General features: G+C 43.0%; 13 protein-coding genes. 2 read left to right on the plus strand and 11 right to left on the minus strand.

The features are described 5' to 3' along the window. Positions 1-255: 255 nt before the first annotated feature. The 8 genes from groL to miaB form a co-directional block, all read right to left on the minus strand. Complete coding sequence (gene groL / locus ACFQ3S_RS16920; RefSeq protein ID WP_377166630.1) at positions 256-1,890, minus strand: chaperonin GroEL; 1,635 nt, start codon at positions 1,888-1,890, stop codon at positions 256-258. Between the two features lie 89 nt (positions 1,891-1,979). Then, on the minus strand, positions 1,980-2,255 hold the full coding sequence (locus tag ACFQ3S_RS16925) for a co-chaperone GroES (RefSeq protein ID WP_377166632.1): 276 nt from the start codon (positions 2,253-2,255) through the stop codon (positions 1,980-1,982). A gap of 244 nt (positions 2,256-2,499) precedes the next feature. Continuing rightward, entirely contained in the window at positions 2,500-2,859 is a 360-nt protein-coding gene (gene secG, locus ACFQ3S_RS16930) for a preprotein translocase subunit SecG (RefSeq protein ID WP_377166634.1), read from the minus strand. Positions 2,860-2,869: 10 nt separating this feature from the next. Continuing rightward, complete coding sequence (locus tag ACFQ3S_RS16935) at positions 2,870-3,964, minus strand: hypothetical protein (protein ID WP_377166636.1); 1,095 nt, start codon at positions 3,962-3,964, stop codon at positions 2,870-2,872. Positions 3,965-3,986: 22 nt separating this feature from the next. Continuing rightward, a complete protein-coding gene (lptE, locus tag ACFQ3S_RS16940; RefSeq protein ID WP_377166638.1) occupies positions 3,987-4,508 on the minus strand; it encodes an LPS assembly lipoprotein LptE in 522 nt (173 codons plus the stop codon). Beyond that, positions 4,508-5,758 carry a sigma-54 interaction domain-containing protein gene (locus ACFQ3S_RS16945; protein ID WP_377166640.1) on the minus strand — a complete coding sequence of 417 codons (1,251 nt, stop codon included), beginning with the start codon at positions 5,756-5,758 and terminating at the stop codon, positions 4,508-4,510. The genes lptE and ACFQ3S_RS16945 overlap by 1 nt, the downstream gene beginning before the upstream one ends. Positions 5,759-5,803: 45 nt before the next feature. Further along, positions 5,804-6,178: a four helix bundle protein gene (locus ACFQ3S_RS16950; protein ID WP_377166642.1), complete on the minus strand. Its 375-nt coding sequence runs from the start codon at positions 6,176-6,178 to the stop codon at positions 5,804-5,806. 32 nt (positions 6,179-6,210) lie between these two features. Then, positions 6,211-7,653 carry a tRNA (N6-isopentenyl adenosine(37)-C2)-methylthiotransferase MiaB gene (gene miaB, locus ACFQ3S_RS16955; RefSeq protein WP_377166644.1) on the minus strand — a complete coding sequence of 481 codons (1,443 nt, stop codon included), beginning with the start codon at positions 7,651-7,653 and terminating at the stop codon, positions 6,211-6,213. Positions 7,654-7,914: 261 nt separating this feature from the next. Between miaB and ACFQ3S_RS16960 the strand changes: the two genes are divergently transcribed. Both ACFQ3S_RS16960 and ACFQ3S_RS16965 read left to right on the plus strand, forming a co-directional pair. Beyond that, a complete protein-coding gene (locus tag ACFQ3S_RS16960; RefSeq protein ID WP_377166646.1) occupies positions 7,915-9,702 on the plus strand; it encodes a hypothetical protein in 1,788 nt (595 codons plus the stop codon). A 306-nt stretch (positions 9,703-10,008) separates the two neighbouring features. After that, a complete protein-coding gene (locus tag ACFQ3S_RS16965; RefSeq protein ID WP_377166648.1) occupies positions 10,009-10,173 on the plus strand; it encodes a hypothetical protein in 165 nt (54 codons plus the stop codon). A gap of 79 nt (positions 10,174-10,252) precedes the next feature. Here the strand turns inward: ACFQ3S_RS16965 and ACFQ3S_RS16970 are convergent, their stop codons facing one another. The 3 genes from ACFQ3S_RS16970 to ruvA form a co-directional block, all read right to left on the minus strand. After that, complete coding sequence (locus tag ACFQ3S_RS16970; RefSeq protein WP_377166650.1) at positions 10,253-11,320, minus strand: hypothetical protein; 1,068 nt, start codon at positions 11,318-11,320, stop codon at positions 10,253-10,255. A gap of 70 nt (positions 11,321-11,390) precedes the next feature. Beyond that, positions 11,391-18,431, minus strand: a complete 7,041-nt coding sequence (gene sov, locus ACFQ3S_RS16975; protein ID WP_377166652.1) for a T9SS outer membrane translocon Sov/SprA — start codon at positions 18,429-18,431, stop codon at positions 11,391-11,393. Between the two features lie 26 nt (positions 18,432-18,457). Then, positions 18,458-19,042 carry a Holliday junction branch migration protein RuvA gene (gene ruvA, locus ACFQ3S_RS16980; protein ID WP_377166654.1) on the minus strand — a complete coding sequence of 195 codons (585 nt, stop codon included), beginning with the start codon at positions 19,040-19,042 and terminating at the stop codon, positions 18,458-18,460. Positions 19,043-19,145: the final 103 nt, after the last annotated feature.

The raw sequence follows: 19,145 nt of genomic DNA on the forward strand, positions 1-19,145 counted from the left end.
GTTGCCTCTTTTTTTGGGTAATGTGTTTCATAATACTGTTAACCTAACAAACGATATGCCTGTAAAGCACTTATTTATTATTTGCAACAAAATTAATCTGATTTACGTAAGCAAGTGTCATAAATTAATCATTTGATTAACTTTAAATAACGTTTAATGTCATTAAAACAAGTTTCAATTATTTAAAACAAGAAACCCTGTCTGCAAAAGCAGACAGGGTTTAAAAATAATAGTATTATTAGTACAGCAATGATATTACATCATGCCGCCCATGCCACCCATTGGAGGGGCACCGCCGCCACCTTGTGACTCTTCAGGATCATCAGCTAACACACACTCGGTAGTTAACAACATGGCCGAAATAGAAGCAGCATTTTCTAAAGCTACGCGTGATACTTTAGTAGGGTCGATAACACCAGCACCAATCAGGTTCTCGTATTTATCGGTACGTGCATTGTAACCAAAGTCGGCAGTGCCTTCTTTAACTTTTTGCACTACGATAGAACCTTCGATACCTGCGTTTTCACAGATTTGACGTAAAGGCTCTTCAATAGCGCGTTTTACAATCTGGATACCGGTTTTCTCATCTTCGTTTTCGGCAACAATATCAGCAAAGGCTTCAACCGCGCGAATGAAAGCTACACCACCACCAGCTACGATACCTTCTTCAACGGCAGCGCGGGTTGCATGTAAAGCATCGTCAACACGGTCTTTCTTTTCTTTCATTTCAACTTCGGTAGCCGCACCAACATATAATACAGCAACACCACCCGATAATTTAGCTAAACGCTCTTGCAGTTTTTCTTTATCGTAATCAGAGGTAGTAGTCTCAATTTGAGCTTTGATCTGATTAACACGTCCCTTAATAGCATCAGGTTCACCAAAGCCATTAATAATGGTCGTATTATCTTTGTCTATAACAATCTTCTCTGCAGTACCTAAGTAAGTAAGGTCAGCGTTCTCTAATTTGTAACCTCTTTCTTCAGATATTACAGTACCGCCGGTTAAGGCAGCAATATCTTCCAGCATAGCTTTACGACGGTCGCCAAAACCAGGTGCTTTAACAGCCGCTACTTTCAGTGAACCACGAATTTTGTTAACTACCAAAGTAGCCAAGGCTTCGCCATCTAAATCCTCGGCAATAATTACCAAAGGTTTGCCGGTTTGTACTTGTTTTTCGAGGATAGGAAGCAATTCTTTCATCGAAGAGATCTTTTTATCATAGATCAGGATGTAAGGATTTTCCAGTTCAACTTCCATTTTATCGGCGTTGGTTACAAAGTACGGAGAAAGGTAACCACGGTCAAATTGCATACCTTCTACTGTTTTAACTTCAGTTTCGGTACCTTTTGCTTCTTCCACAGTAATTACACCATCTTTACCAACTTTAGCCATAGCGTTAGCTATCAGGGTACCAATAACTTCATCATTGTTAGCCGAAATAGTAGCTACCTGTTTGATCTTATTATTATCGTCGCCTACGGCTTGTGATTGCAATTTAAGGTTAGCTACAACAGCAGCAACGGCTTTATCAATACCACGTTTAAGGTCCATTGGGTTAGCACCCGCAGCAACGTTCTTTATACCTGCGGTTATAATAGCCTGGGCTAAAACAGTAGCGGTAGTAGTACCGTCACCGGCAATGTCAGCAGTTTTTGACGCTACTTCCTTCACCATTTGGGCGCCCATGTTTTCCAAAGGATCTTTTAATTCGATTTCTTTAGCTACTGTAACACCATCTTTAGTGATTGATGGAGAACCGAATTTTTTATCGATAATTACGTTACGACCTTTAGGGCCTAAGGTTACTTTAACTGCATTAGCTAAAATATCCACACCACGCTTTAAAGCGTCGCGTGCTTCCACATTGTATTTAACTTGTTTTGCCATTTTCTTTTTAATGAATGAATGTTTGAATTAGTGATTATTGGATAAGTGAATAATAATGTCATTCGCCTATTCAGTCCTTCAATCCTTGATTATAAAATTCCGTAGATGTCAGATTCGCGCATCATTAAGTACTCTTTACCGTCGATGGTAATTTCGGTACCGCCATACTTGCTATATAAAACCGTATCACCTACTTTAACAGTTATAGGCTCATCTTTTTTACCATCACCTACAGCTACTACAGTTCCTTGTTGAGGTTTTTCTTTAGCAGTATCTGGAATGAAGATACCCGATGCAGTCTTTTCTTCGGCAGGAGCAGCTTCTACTACTACTCTATCACCAATAGGTTTAATGTTTAATGACATACTTATAATAATTATATATAAATTGAATGTTTGCTTGCTGTTGAACACGAATTATGCCAATAGCATAATTTTAAAAAAATGACATACAATAGCTGATGTAATGTCAGGAATAAAAATAAGAGGTTAAATTAACTGGCGAGTGATGTCATCTTACCTATAATTGACAATGCCATGATGGCAGACCAAACTTAAACAAACAAGGCCTCAATTTCTTGAGGCCTTGTTATGTTAATTTCTGCAATTACTATTTCTTGGTGGTATCAGTTGGTTTAGCGCCTGCTCCTGGTAATGTTAACGGAGTACTATTACCTACAGGGCCGCTCGGCTTAGAGGCTTTTTGAATTTGCTCCTGATAATCGGCCCCTGTTGAAGAGGTACCACCGCTTTTAATGGCTACGTTAATAGCCAACGACAATACCATTAAGGTAATAGCCAGTACCCAGGTACCTTTTTCTAAAATATCGCCTGTTTTTTGTACGCCCAGCAATTGCGAGGAACTGGAAAAATTTGAAGATAAACCACCGCCTTTAGGGTTTTGCACCAACACAATTACGCCTAACAGTAAGCACACCAGTATGGCAATTATTAGTAATACTAAGTACATCTTTTATATATTAATTTATTTTCTTTTGTAAATTTTCAATCTGGCTGGCAAAGTAACGTCTTTTTTCCGGATTTTTCAACATTAAAATTTTATAAGCAGCTATAGATTTAGAGTATAACATTTGGTCGGCATAAATACGGGCCAGCGTTTCGGTTATCAGTTCTTCCTGATCCTGCTCACTTTGTTTGCCTTTATTCTCATTATCTAACTGGCTGCTGCTTTGTGGCTTTATCTGCGGCTCGTCCTGCATAAAACGTTCCACTATTTTTTCGGTGTTACGCTCTTCAACTAACTCGCTAATATGTGTTTCGGGAGGCGGTTGTGGTACATTACTGCCCGGTTGTGACACGGGCTTGGCAAACGGCTGATAAACGCGACTGTGCTTATTACGGGTTTTATCCAGCCACCACATAAAGCTGTATGGCATTTTATCGTCATGATAGCGGGTTACGCCACCTACTTCGGGCACGGGCTCAACAGCTGCTTGTGGCGGCGTTGGCTTTGCCATTACCGGGGCACGGTAAGGTTCGGGCTCGTGTGCTTTAGCATCTTCGGGCTCAGCTTGATTACGATCGGCAAAAGCCTTATCAAAAATAAAATAATCGTTAGCGGCTATATTCTCAATAATTAAATGCTGTGTTTCATCAAATGTTTCTTCTCTGAATAATGGGCGAAAAAATTTCTCATCCGGGTTATCGGCTACCGTTGGTTTGGCTTTAACTGGTGTAATTTCTTCCTCATCAAGTATCTCGTAATAAGTTTCTATCTCAGGTTCTTCTAAAACCGCCCTCCCTTCCTGCGTTGCTTGGTTCTGTACTTTAATAACCGCTTTTCGGATAATGATATGAGCCGGATCTAAAGCAGGCAAGCTTCCGGGTGCTTTCACTATTTTTTGCAGCACAATACTGTCACTAAACCAGGCGGCGGCTTCATTAAGCTTACGGGCATCGCCTGTACGGGCATGTAAAGCACGCAGCAAGCCGCATTGCGGATAGCTGAAAATTAATGTTTCCAGGCTATTTAATTGTTCGGTATTAAGCCTGGCGCTGCTAACCAGCACCTGCTTAAAAATTTCGGTAGGGTTATTACTAATATCTTGTTGCACGTGGTTGAAACTACAAAAATGATTACCAGTTTGCAAAGGCTTTGTTAAAAATATCCTCGGTCAACTGCTGATTAATGATCCTGATGAGGTCTTGTTCCCTTGAATTTAGGTCACCTGTAAAATCGATATAGCGCGAAAAAGACTGTTCAAAATCGGGCGATAGCTTTTTGTCTTTATTGTTGACATACTTTACGTTAACCGTAATAGTTAAACGTGTGGCGGTGGCAATAGGTGCTGTGGTGTTATTGGTGGCCTGTATAGATACCGGCGCAATACTGTAACCTGTAATAGTACCTTCAATAGTAGCATCGGCCTCGCCCCTTACTATCCCTAACCGGGTTTGCGAACGGATACGGTCTTTTAACGCCTCGGTAAAAGAAGTGCTCAGGGTGTTAACTACCAATGGCGCGGTGTTTTCAAAAAACGCCACGTTAATGGTTTTCATATCGGGCGGTATAGAGGCACCATTTAACGTAACAGAGCACGACGAGTATAACAAAGCCGCCATTGCCACCATAAAACTCAGCAGTTTATTTTTTAACATTACAGGTTCAGTTCTTTTATTTTTCTATACAGTGTACGCTCCGAGATCCCCAGCTCGTTAGCCGCCAGTTTACGCTTGCCTTTGTGTTTTTTCAAGGCCTTGCGTATCAGGTCCGATTCCTTTTCCACCAGCGAAAGTGATTCTTCCACTTCCTCGGCGTGCGGGGTAATCATCGAATCATTACCATTGATGTTATTATTACTATGATTATTAACAACGGGCTGTTGAATGGTAAATTGTGCTTCCTGGCGGGCGGGTAACTCAATATCATGATAGAGCTGGCTAAGGGTTTGCGTATTGGGCGTATAGTTACCTGCAGCTCCGCCGTGTTCAATAATTTCAGCCACCAGTTTCTTTAGCTCCACCATGTCGCGCTTCATGTCAAACAAAACCTTGTACAGGATGTCTCGCTCCGAAAAATCTTCTCGGGGCTGGTTATCCAGGCGCATAGGCAAGTTGCTCCTACCTGCTTCATGCGGAATATAGGTTAACAGCGTGGCAGCGGTGATGGTACGGTCGCGCTCCAATACAGCTAATTGCTCGGCAATATTTTTTAGCTGACGAACATTACCCGGCCAGGTATAGTTGGTTAAAACTTGCTGTGCTCCTTCATCCAATTGTAAAGCTGGTGAGCGGTATTTGTCGGTAAAATCGGCCGAGAACTTGCGGAATAGCAGGTAAACGTCTTCCTTTCTGTCACGCAGTGGCGGTATCCTCAACGGAACAGTATTTAGACGATAATACAAATCCTCGCGAAACTTACCTGCTTTAACGGCCTCGTAAACATCTACGTTAGTAGCTGCAATTACCCGCACATTGCTTTTTTCAACTTTAGATGAACCTACGCGGATGAACTGCCCCGATTCTAAAACCCGCAGTAAGCGGGCCTGGGTACCTAAAGGCATCTCTCCTATTTCATCTAAAAATATAGTACCGCCATTTACGGTTTCAAAATAACCTTTACGCTCGCCTACGGCACCCGTGTAAGCACCTTTTTCGTGCCCAAATAATTCCGAGTCGATAGTGCCCTCGGGTATGGCGCCGCAGTTTACGGCAATAAAAGGCCCGTGCTTACGTGGGCTCAATTGGTGAATAATGTGCGAAAAGGCTTCCTTCCCGCTCCCGCTTTCCCCGGTAATGAGCACCGAAATATCGGTAGGCGAAACCTGATTAGCTATATCTATAGCCCGGTTCAACAACGGCGAATTGCCGATGATCCCGAAGCGTTGTTTAATTTCTTGTACTGTCATAAGTTGTAAAAAATAGAAACAAGAACCAAGAGACAAGAGCCAAGTTTATATTGGATTAACAGGTTTATTGACCACGTGCTCTCTGAAAGCAAAGATCATTTTTTGAACCTCCTCTAATAAACTTAAACAACTTTCTAATTTTTCTATATTTCCATACTGTCTTCTTTTACATATTAGCAACTGTGTCTCTAACTCAAAAGAAGAAGTTAGCGACGTAGATAGAAATTCAGCCGTGTGTATATTAGTTCTTTTGCCAGAGCCTTCAGCAATATTTGAGGGTATAGAACAAGAGCATCTATTAATCTGATCTATCAAATTATAGCGTTCTGTTGAAGGCAGTTCACCACAATAACTGTAAGTAAGATCGGTAAGGTCCATTGCCTTTTGCCAAACTTTAAGGTTCTTAAAATTGTGCTTCATCAAACTTGTCTCTTGGCTCTTGTTTCTTGTCTCTAAATTATTCGTCCCATTAAGGTCGCCGATGTACACCTTTCAGCCAACACATAGGCGTACATACCCGGCTTGTATCCTTCTTTAACCGGGAATACTACCATAGCATTTTGATCGCTGCGGCCGGCGTAATCGTTCTTTGATTTTTTAGAGAAACCTTCGATCAGCACCTTTTGCACTTTACCTAACTGGGCTTGCATCCGCAAATGTGAATGTTGCTGTTGTTTGGCTACAATTTCGGTTAACCGGGCGCTTTTTACGGCATCGGGTATATCATCGGCATAGCGCTTGGCAGCTAAAGTCCCGGGACGCTCCGAGTACATAAACATGTAGGCAAAATCGTATTGTACGTAGTCCATCATACTTACGGTTTCCTGGTGCTCTTCGTCTGTTTCGCTGCAAAAACCAGTGATTACATCGGTTGATATGGCACAACCCGGTATAATACGACGGATGGCATCGATACGGTTGATGTACCACTCACGGTCATAAGTACGATTCATCAGTTCCAATATACGGCTGTTGCCCGACTGTACCGGCAGGTGAATGTATTTGCAAATATTATCGTGCTCAGCAATAGTATGCAGCACCTCATCAGTAATATCTTTTGGATGCGAAGTAGAAAAACGCACACGCAATTCGGGACTGATTGCAGCAACCATAGCTAATAATTGGGCAAAGTTAGTCCCCTTAATTTCGGCTATGCTGATGCTTTCGCCTTCAACTTCTGGCTTCCATTTGTATGAATCTACATTTTGACCCAGCAAAGTAACCTCGCGGTAACCTTGGCCAAACAAATCGGTACATTCTTTAATAATAGACTGTGGATCGCGGCTGCGTTCGCGGCCACGGGTAAACGGCACTACGCAAAACGAGCACATATTATCGCAACCACGCATAATAGATACAAATGCGTTGATGCCGTTGCTGTTTAAGCGTACCGGGCTAATATCGGCATAGGTTTCCTCGCGAGATAGCAACACGTTCACCGCCTTTTGCCCACTATCAACCTGGTCTATCAGGTTAGGCAGATCGCGGTAAGCATCAGGGCCTACTACTACATCAACTAACTTTTCTTCTTCTAAAAATTTAGCTTTCAGGCGTTCGGCCATACAGCCTAATACACCTACTATCATACCCGGATTGTTAGATTTGGCCACCTTGAATTCTTTCAGGCGGTTACGTACCCTTACCTCGGCATTTTCGCGTATAGAGCAGGTGTTAATAAAGATCACGTCGGCATTGGTAAAATCCTTGGTAGTTTCAAAGCCTTTGTCGAGCAATATAGACGCTACAATCTCGCTGTCCGAAAAGTTCATGGCGCAGCCATAACTTTCAATGTACAATTTACGACCATTATATTTTTCGGGGGTTTGCTCCAGCATCAAAGGTTCACCTTGCCTGCTTTCATCATGTACTTTTTCTGGAATAAGCAAATCCATCATTAATTTAAATTTTTGAGTTGCAAAAATAAGTAATTTTTAATTAATAGCGTGACATATTGGCAGATATTAACAAAAATGACTTTTCAATTTATTGCCGTTAAAGGTGCAATGCTTTACGTGTAGGGTGCAACCATCCTCCAATCATGCTATTATCGCCCCATTTACTATTGGTTGTCTTCTGTTTCAATTCAAATAACTATTTTGGGAGAGACAATTAAAAGAAATAGTATAAGTTTGATTATAAATAGAGATGGGATATAAATGGCAATAAAGTTTTTAGAACACAGGTGGCAAAAAGTATTAGCCATTGTTTTATTAGTTTTCTTGTTTGTAATAACCGTTGTAGCCTACTTTGTGAACCGGTATTGGTCGCCCATTTTGGCCGACAAAGTGCGCAGTACCGTATTAACCAGTACCGATAGCCTGTACCACGCTGATTTTACCGATGCCGACCTGCACATAGTTCAAGGCAAACTGGTGATTCACAACCTCACCCTAAAGCCCGATTCGGCCGTTTACCAGCGCAGATTACGTATGGGAACTGCACCCAATAATCTTTACACCCTAAAAGTTAAACGAATTGTTTTTAAGCGTATCCATCCGCTTAAATTGTACTATCATAAGCAACTTGATATAGGTCAGATCATTTTAAGCGAACCTGAACTGCAGGTGAGTTACCAGCTCAACCAAAAAGCGGATACTTCTCAATATCAGGTCAATGCCTGGCAACGTATTAAAAGCATACTTAAATCTGCACATATTGGGGAGGTTATGCTGAACGATGTAAAGTTCATGTACAAAGATTACTCGGGTAATAAACTTAACATATCAGAACTAAAGGAAATGAACTTGCTGGCTAAAGACCTGCTGATTGACTCCACCACGCAAACTGATGCTTCGCGGTTATTTTATTTTAAAGATATACAGTTGGAGCTTAACAATTTCAGCCGCCCAACCGATAACGGGCTTTATACTTATAAAATTAAGCAACTGCTATATTCTACCTTAACCTCTAAATTATATGCTACCGGAGTAGGCTTGATACCCGCAGCCGATTCTCTTTTTTTAAAACGAAAAATACGTACCTGGTTCTCCTTTGATACAGATACCCTAAAACTTAATGGTTTTGATTTTAAAAAGTATAATAAGTTTCGCTTACTTAATGCCGGCCACCTGCTGCTTAAACGGGGCAACTTTACCGTATTTACCAACCCGGGGGCGCAGGCTAAAAAGGGTGATCGTTTAATTACTTTCCCTAATGTAGCCATCCAACAGCTTAAAAGCAAATTCACGCTGGATACTGTAGAACTTAACCGCATTCATATTACTTACAAAGGCTACGGTAGAAAATCGCACAAGCAGGGCATCATTTCGTACAACAACACGCGTGGCCATATCTATAACATCACCAACGAGCCTGATGCTCTAAAAAAGAATAACATTACCCGCGTGCATCTTAATTCTTACCTGATGGATGCAGGGCCGCTGGAAGCAGAATTTACATTTAACCTAACCGATTCGGCCAGGAGTTACACCTACAAAGGCTGGGTGGGCACCATGGATCTGGAAATGCTGAATAAAGCGGTAATACCCTTTGGCCTGGTGGAAATTAAATCGGGTTGGTTAGATAAATTGAGCTTCGACTTTAAAGCCGACCGATACGCCGCTAAAGGAAAAGTATCATTTTTATACCATAACCTAAAAGTACACATATTAAAAATGGACACGGTTACCCAAAAGTACAGGCACCGGGCCATTGCCTCTTTGTTAGCCAACGCCTTAATAGTAAAACGCAACAACCCCGATGAACCGGGCGATGAACCCCGAACCTTCAACATTAATTACGTGCGCCAGCCCGATACGCCATTTTTTAAAAGCGTTTGGAAAACCCTGGGTATTGGCATTAAAGCCAGCGCCGGTTACGATGACGCTACCGAAAAGGAAGTTAAACAGCACATAGCCCGTCACCTGGCCGATAAAGAACGCCGTCGTGTTAACAAAGCCCTACGTCAGAAACGCAGGGCTATACGTAAAGGCAGGAAAAATTAATGTCCATAGTGTTCACGGAAAAGCATCCAATTTTTATTCATAAAACCGCGAAAAACCTTATTCTTCCGCATTCATATGCATTTTTGCGGATGAAGGAGCAGCCAATATTGATGAAAACAAGCCCAAAAGTGTTCACGCGTGAACGTTTTATGAACAGATATGAACGCTTTTATGAACAGTTTTTTTGCTTATGTGAGCATGGACGCTCACAAAGTATTTCGCTCAGTCGTAGAAGCCTGTCAGGTGAAATCGGCCCTTTTTTTCCTTACCCGAATTGATTTGCACAATTAAATATTATAATTGAATATGACCATTGAGATAAAAACACCGGTTACAAAAGAAAAGGTTCAACAAGCTATTGCGCAGTTAACCGATAACGCCAACAAAAAATCGCTTCGTCAGCATTTTGGGAAGTTGAAGCGTGGTTTGGATGGATTAGACTACCAAAAACAGGTTAGAGGTGAGGATTGATTGAGAAACGTTACTAATTAACAATTTAACATTAATTAAAAAACCATATTGCATTAAACATTATGCTACTATGTTTCTATTATACAGATAATTGCAAGGATTGGTCAAGCATCTCAAGTGCAAGTTTAGAAAGATTTACAGGATTATAGCACTTTTTACAATAGAATAAATGTTCATAAAAATAATTCTCAAAGTCTCGCTTAGTAAACTTATTTACATGTTTGCAAATTTCGCATTTAGTAACTAACATCTTGGAAAACATTAAATACATTTTTTTAGAGAATGCTTTCTCCTCGTCATCATATAGCATCATTGTTGCTATAAAACGTTTAAACATTTTTTCCTCCCTACGGCCATCTCTATTTTCAATTAACTCGAAAATAATTTTATCTACAACAGATGCGGTATAAATTAGAAGTATTGATACACTATAATAATAGTGTTCAAACAAACCATTAATATCATCATCCTCAAAAGGAAATGTGAAATTTAATCCCTGTCTTTCTGTTTTATAACTTTTATCATTAGTCACAATGTGAAGTGCATGATTGCTAAAAGCATTAATACCCGGTTCAAAAACCTTATCATATCGTAACTTGTATATTATATCCGACTGAAAAACAACAGAACCCAACTTTGCAAGTGCACTATCAATGATAGCCTTCTTGTCAAGCCCTCTTGCACTGGGGTCATATTTCTGAGGATCACCATCAAAATAATAACGATCTATAAAATCCTTTCTGTCTGCTAATATCTGTTCTAATATTAGCAACTGATCGGTAAATGGTTTGCGTAGTAATGCGTAAGCTACACTCATCTTACACTTCTGTGCAATAATAATAGACTCGTATATAAAATTAACCATGTCTGCTATAATTGACATTACAACATGCTTGGTTACTATAATTTCTATTTCATAGCTCCTTTCAGCTTTATGCAGTATATCAAGCGGATGATCATTACTATTATTGAAAGCTGCTTTTAACTCTTCGTCATCGCCAAAATCAAAATTTGAATTGCCCATATCCATGTAGAAAGGATGGGATAGAATCTCCGTTAATTGGTCATAAATGTAAGCACAAACATTATTTACATTATGAAAATGTTTAGGAACCTTGGTTTTAGTATCTTTTTGGATAACTATCATATAATTTCATCCTTAAATAGTGTTCACTGTTTTTCTCAAGAAGCTTAGATATTTAATTCTGCTAAACCCCTTACTGCAACAACAACTTCAAGTTAATACCAAAATTGGTAAACGCCGTATTAAACGTTTGCGAGGTGTAGGGCTTGGTAATGTTGGAATCGTAAAAGAGGTTGAAGTTGAAGCGCTGGTTGATCACATAATCTATGGACGGGCGCACGGTGATGTTCTTAGCTCCGGCCGATATTTCAGCGGTTTCCACATCTGCGCGGTAGATTACGATCTTGTTATCGCGCAGGGCGAAATCCATTTTAAAGTTCAGGTCGTTATTCAGCTTAAAGTTGCTGAACAAGCCAAACGGAAAATGAAAGTTGCGGGTACGGTAACCAAAGCCAAATACCATAATTTTTTCGTTTTGCTGCGCCAGCTGACTATTTAATAAACTCAGGCTCATGGTACGGCTTTGGCGGTATTCGGCATTTACGGTCATGCTGTTTTTAAAACGCACATCAACCCCTACTAACGGTACAAACTGCTCAAATATGGTCACCTGGCTAAACTGGTAAAAAGGCAAAAAGTCGGTATTTACATCGCGCTCGCTCGATGCACCATTCAGTTCGCGGTAGCGGATCAGCGAGTTATAACTATTTACGTTATAGGCAGAACGGTACCCATGGCGCAGGTCGAATGAATCGAAAAACTCTCTGAACCAGCTTACGCGGCTCAGGCCATTATAAGTAACCTGCCAGTTAGGGATAGGTATTTTAGGAAAGCTGTTCAGGCCTACACTGCCTGCATCCTTACCGCCATAAGCCGCCATAAATGCGCCCACCAATACATCCTGCTGATTTGGCCCGTAACCATCGCGGTAGCCACCCGCTGTAGTACCGCCCGAGTTGGCATTTTGCTGACCTAAACGCTGTGAAATTACTAGTCGGCTATCCAGCAGTTTTTGAAAGGTGGAAGAGTAATTATTAGGCCCTTTGTCCTGGCTGAAAGCAGTACCAATAGAAAGGAACGATACACTGTACGTACCCGAGGTAATAGGGCTTAAACTTTCAAAGTTGTTACTGTTTGAATTGAACTTGTAATTAGTTTGAAAGTTACGGTCCTGCGTACGGAAAGCGGTGAGTTCAATAGTTAGATCGGCAAATGGCCTGATGGTGCTTCGGAGGTGCATATCCTCGTTCAGGGTATTGGTATAAAGCTGGTTTTGCAGCGTATCGGTGCTTAGCCAGCCGTTAGCTACCGCCCGTGGACGAATATCGGCCTGGCTGCCTAATAAAAAACCTATGCCGGGTGCATTATAACTAAAATCCTGACCGCCAAACGAGGTAGTGGGCAGGTAGCCGGGTAAGTAAGTACCCTCGCTGCGGGTATAGGTACCACCTATATTCTTAATACTGGTTAACAGACCTACCAAAATTTTAGCGCCTTTACTTCCCTTACTATCGGCATTATTGAACTGACGGATGGCCGCAAATTTGTTGTATAAACCGCTAAGGTTTAAGGTAGGATTCAATTGTACCGACCGTGAATTTTGAATAGTATTACCCACATCGTAGTTGGCATCATCAATTGCAAACTTAGGTTGAGTTTGCCAGTTGAAATTGGTGCTGTAACGGGCAATGGTGCTTACCCAATCTAATCCGGGCACTTTACCAATAGGTACGGTGTAGTTAAAGTTGAGTGTGTGGTTATAATTGGTAGTACGGCCCAATCGTTTCAGGTTTTCCCAAAGGGTATCGCGCTTCATACCGTTCACCCGGCCGGCAGGTTCGTCTACTACCCCCAGGTTAGTAGCATCGATATCCATTTGTAAGGATTTGGTCAGGTTCCAGCCTATCCCATAAACACGGGTAATGTTAAAGTTTTTGTTGAAGGTAGTAGTAGGGATGGGTAAAAAGTTATTGGGGTCGTTGTTACGCAGCGTGTTTTCCGAATAAAAACGATCAAAGCTGATGGCGAAATTTAACCGCGACGGCAGTATGCTGAAATTGAAATCTCGTAATAAGGTAAGCATATTACTTTTGATCACCTTTTCCAACGGCGTGTAGTATTTGGCCTGGTTCAAATAGTTATAGGCCAAAGCTACTTTATACACTTTTTGATAATCGTTCTCGGTAATAAAATCGTGGTGTTCGTATTCCGAATAGGCATAAGTACCAGTCAGGTTTTCTACATCCCAAAGGCGAACGGGTTCGGCCGGATTCACCTTAGCTTTGTGCACATTAGTAAAGTTGATACTCTTGCGCATGGTATAATCCTGCGCTATCCGTTTAATCTCATCCTTCTTTTCCTGTGTTGAAGCATTGGCTATAGCATCTTTCAGTTCCACATCGGGCTGGGCAGGGTTGTATTGCGGCATAGCCACCTGTTGCGATAGGTTCACATACATCGGGATGTGCATCCCGGTTTTTGTGGGAAACAGCTTGCCTAACTCCAGGCTACCGGCCACATCAAAGGTTTGGTTGTCGCTGCGGCTGCGTTCGCTTACCCGTTGTTCTATCGAACCGAAACCAATGGTAGTTTTGCTACCGGCTAAAGATACATCACCAAAATCGGCCAGTTTGGCGTTCAAACGGGCGGTAGCAGCCCAGCCTCCACGCTGGTCAAAATCGGTTAAGCGTAATTCGTTAAACCACACTATAGCCGATTTATCGAAGCCCCCGGTAGCTTTGTACGGGTTACGCACCCCCAGCATAATGGCACGTAAGCGGCTCAGATCGGGCTGGCCCTTAATGGTGATTTTGTTATTGCCATCCATTATAGAAAAAGGTACCGTTAAGGAAGCTTGCCCGGTGGCAATGGCATTATCACGCGCCAGTTTAGCACGGGTTAAAGCTGCCAGTTCCAGGTCGAGGTTATTTACATCGGGCCATATCGCGCCAGGGTCGGACGTACCGGGGCGGGTAATTTTTAGCGGGATTTCGTACTCGTAATAACTGTCCTGGTAATCTACCCCTAAACGTATAAATGCGCTCAGGTCTTTATCGTTCAGCTGATCGCCTTCGGCATGTATGAACATTTGCAGGCGCTTGTAGGCACGCAAATCATTATAAAAAGTTCGGTAAGCCGCACGCGAATATCCGTTACGCAGGTTCAACACATTCAGCGCCAGCGATTGCTCGTTCAGGCGGGTATCGGTACGCAGGTTGTTATAATCGCGCTGCCGATCGATGCCCGGCGGCAGCACATACGGTATGGGGCTGCGGTTACCGTTAGCTTCTACGTTTACAGCCTGTACGTTCAGGGTCGAATTATCGAGCGGAGCATTAACCAGCACCGGGTCGGCAATTACCTTGGTGGCATTATTTTCTACGTTATAGGTACGCCATTCGCCACGTACCAGTTGCAACGTACCCATCCGCACAATGGTGGTATCGGCAAAATTGGTCATAAACATACGCATATAGCGAATGGCCTTAAAATCCTGAATATTACCGGCGCGCGATTGGTAACCTGCAATAGGCACCCTGAACTGGTACCAGCTTACCTGCTGTGTGGTACCATCGGGCAGGGCCACGTTTGAGGTCACCTTATCATTAATAAAATTTTGACCTACCACCAGATCGGCCGGGCGAATGGAAACCTTGTATTGAAAATATTCGTCGGCCTGGCTCATACCGTTATCGCGGTTCAAATCTTCACCATCGGGCAAAGAGGTAGAGGCCGAGGTGGATATACCAAACTCCGCTTGCGATTGTTCGGCGGTTTTAGAGTTACCCTCCGTACCATTATAACGGCTATAACGTTGTAAAATACTGGCCCGGTTTTGATCCAGCTGCGGACCCTGGTAATACTGGTAATTATCTGTCGATGGATCGGCCGCCAATATATTAGCAGCAGCCGGTGTTAACTGCGCCCTTACCTGCTGCACAAATCCCGAAAACTTGGTTTGCTCGCCGGTATCGTTTAAGCCGTCCAAACCTATATCCTGCAAACGGCGGGCATCGGGGTTACTATCAAATGCATTAATTACCGGTTGCAGGCGTGGCACACGGCCCCACACGGTTTCATCGGTTGCGGCTGTAGTACCATCAGGAGGTAAACCGTTCTCTACCGATTTACGACCATCCTTTAATATATCTTCGGAGATGCTACCCAAGTTAAGGTACAAATCTCCGCCTTGGGAGTTAGGTTTGTAGATGAACGGATCCATTACCCAAAACTCAATATACTGCACATTGAGCGATTCAAAATCATTGGTTTCCAGCTTGCGGAACAAACCTCCCCAGCGCGTACGCGGATTTTGCAGCGTACCATCGGGGTTTACACCGGTTGTGGTATAGTTATACTGACCACGTGTATTAGGGTAAAAAGCAAGATCGAGCGTTGGTAATAACAAAGGTTGCCCGGTAACCGATTGGCGGTAAGGCAATACTTCTGTTTCGAGCACTTGCCGTACGTAATGGTTCGATAGATCGGCACGTGAAATATTGAAGGTAGAACTGGAATTATAAAATATAGGGTCGATGTTGTAGAATGATAAACGAGCGCGGTTAAAGCCGTAGCTCAGATCGTTAAACAACCTCGACTCGTTAAACAACTGCGGCGTGCCCGATATTTGCCAGGCTAAAGCGCTTTTCAGATCGATGACCGATTGGCTGCTTTCAAAATCATCCAAATAAGAAGTACCTTTTTTAGAACCGGCAAAGTTCAACGCGGCCGGACTACCCGGAATTAAACGGGCCACCTCACCGCTAAAGTTAATAAAGGATGGTGCTTTGGTGTTAATGAACGGCAACCTATCTACCATGCGCGTTAACCAGCGCGATTCGGTGCTGTAGTTTACATCCAGCCCCATAATGGTGTTCGATACCGACTCCTCGCCTATGATTTGCTTTTGGGTAAGCGGCTGTTCGGTTAAGTGCATAATGGTACCGCCCAAGGCCAGTTTAGGGCTGGCCCTGTAATCGAACCGGGAACCATACAAGGTTTTTTGCTGGATGCCGAAGAGTTCGTTATTTTCTATATTAACCGTAAGCGGTTGCCCCGATGCCAACAGCGACTGATTAAGTACGCGGATACGGCCAATGCTATAATCCACCGTAAAATCGGTGCCCTCTACCAAACGTAAGGCACCTGCATTTACCACTACCGAACCCTGCGGAATATTAACGGCATTCAACTGAAACTCCGAACCCGATTGAGAGGAATAGGTACCCTTAATTACATAGCGGTTCAACTGCGGGAAAAACTGCTGGGCAATAGTACGTACCGAATCGTAGAGCGGCTGATAAATATAACGGTTTAACAATTGCGGACTGCCCGCAAATCTGCGGGCCAGGTCGCTGCCGAAGGGCTCGATGGTTGGGAACATAATGCGCCCGTTTTGCGAATCGATAGTGATGCCTTCCAAAAAGTCAAAGTAACCATCGGGCCGGCGGTCGTTTTGCTGGCTTAATCTATCAAGGTTTGTTAATTGCAGCCAAAGCTTTCCTTTTATAGTAGTATCGCCTTCGGTTAGTAAAGGCTTTTCAATGTTCGATTGATCGTCTAAGCGGGCAATGGTCATCCTGAAATTCACCGGGCTAACCTGGTATGCACCTAAAGAGTAGATGTTCTTCATCATTAGGTCCCAGGTTGGCAGGTTGGTTTTCAGGATCTCGTTCTTGAGTAACTTTACGTATAAGGCCTTAGGGTTGGTAGCATCAACCGGAATATCATTGGAAAACTCACCTACCTGGTATTCCACGCCATTATATGTGTAGCGGTAAGCTACGGCCAGTACCTCATCATTGTTAAGCGGGTAGTTTAGCGAAATATAACCCAGTTGCGGATGTAGGGTAAACTCTTTGCTGGTGAGCTTGCGCGAATAGGGCAGCTTGGCGTAGTTATCGGTAGCGCCCGATGGCTGAAAAAAATTGGCTACATCGTTAGAGTTGGTCAAACGGCCTTGGTTAGGTAAACTTAATAACCGGTTCATCAGCGAGTTGGATTGCTGCGTAAAGCCTGGTCCCTGGAAACCGGCGGGCAAGCCCGAAAATCCTGGTCCGCCTTGCAACAGAGCCGTGTTGAAAGGCTGATTCTCCCCCAAATCTAACAACCCGATGATGTCGCGCGAATCGGTAGTGGTGTTAGTACGGTTGGTAGTCCACACCTCTACACGGGTTACGGTTACGTTAGAACTGATGATGGGGATATTAGCGAGTGCCTTGTTATAATTATCGCGAAAGTACTTAGCCAGAAAATAGTGACGGTTGGCCTCATAATCGGCCGGGGTAAGGCGAAACTCACCCTGCTGTGAGCCGTTGGTAATGGTAATGGTTTTAGCCTGTGAACGCTGCTGAGAGAAAATACTGGTTACATCCAGCCTGCCAAACTTCAACTTGGTTTTTAAACCGAACAGTGCCTGGCTCCCGCGTATTAAAGACGTGTTCAGCGGCATGCTAACGGTACCGGCTTCAATCTTCTGAATGATCTCATCGGGCTTACCGGTATAATCGAGCTTTACCTGGTTTTCGAACTGAAACTGCGCATCGGTATTATAATTGGTGGCTATCTTCAGCTTATCGCCAATGGCACCCGTAATATTCATTTGGATGCGTTGATCGAAATTAAAGTTGAACTGCTTGCGTTGCTGTGTATTGAATAAAGGGTTTTGGTTACTATTTACCTGACCGGCAAACACCAGCTGCGCCGAGCCCTGCGGACGGATATCTATAACATTGCTGCCAAATATCTGCTCAAACGTACGGCTCCGAATTTTAATTTGCGGAATAAAGCCCGGCTGCTGCGAACTGTAGGCGTAATCATCGGTCAGCTTTTTAAAATATTCGCGCCGGTTTTGCTGCTGGGTAAGCTGCAAATATTCCACAAATGTTAAATAGCGCGGAGCACGGTAAAGCAGGTTGCCCACCTTTTCAATAAGCACATAGCGATTAGTGGCGGCATCGTACTGTATGGTGCGCACCAAATTAGGCGGATCGTTCTCAAAACGACCTTCTCTCAGCTTAAAGTTTTTGGATCTTTCTGTTCGGTAAGGCACACTGATCAGGAGAGAATCCTTACCCTTGCCAGGATTTTTTTGGGCATAAGCCTCTCCCATCCCACCGCAAGCAGAGCATAATAACAACCATACAATAAAATTTAAAGTAAAATTTTTAGCCAAGCGTGCCTTTTAAATTAGCGATATAATTATAAGGTTTTTAAGGCAGATTTAATCAGTTGTTCCACTGTTAAATTATCGTTATTTCGCCCAAGTTCCTGGTCTATCACTTTTTCGGCTGCATTACGGGCAAAGCCCAGCATTACCAATGCCGAAAGTGCCTCATCTTTAACCGTGTTATTGGCTGGCATGCTGGTCAGGGTATCTGGCCCGTCCTTACGCAGTTTATCCTGTAATTCGAGTATTACCCGCTGGGCCGATTTAGGACCGATCCCTTTAATACGCTGAATTTGCGTAACGTTTCCCTGCACAATAGCCGCCTGAATTTCTTGAGGAGTAATAGACGACAGCATCATACGGCCCGTATTTGGCCCAATGCCCGATACCGAGATCAAATGGAGGAACAAGCGTTTCTCACCTTCGTCGAAAAAGCCGTAGAGCGTATGGCCGTCTTCTTTTACATGCTGCCATACATATAATTTACAACGCTCGGCATCGCCCAGTTTGGAGAAAGTATTTAATGAAATGTTGATGTGATAACCTACGCCACCCGCATCAATTACCACATAAGCAGGGCTTTTAAATACCAGTTTGCCATCAATATATGCGTACATAAGCTATCTTAACCCTCCCCTAAGGGCTTTATTTTTTAAATTGTTAATTATTAAACCCCAAATTACTAAAAAAAGGTAAAACGAGCGTTTATACGTTTTACCT

The sequence above is a fragment of the Mucilaginibacter terrae genome, assembly GCF_042679325.1.
Classification (GTDB): domain Bacteria; phylum Bacteroidota; class Bacteroidia; order Sphingobacteriales; family Sphingobacteriaceae; genus Mucilaginibacter; species Mucilaginibacter terrae.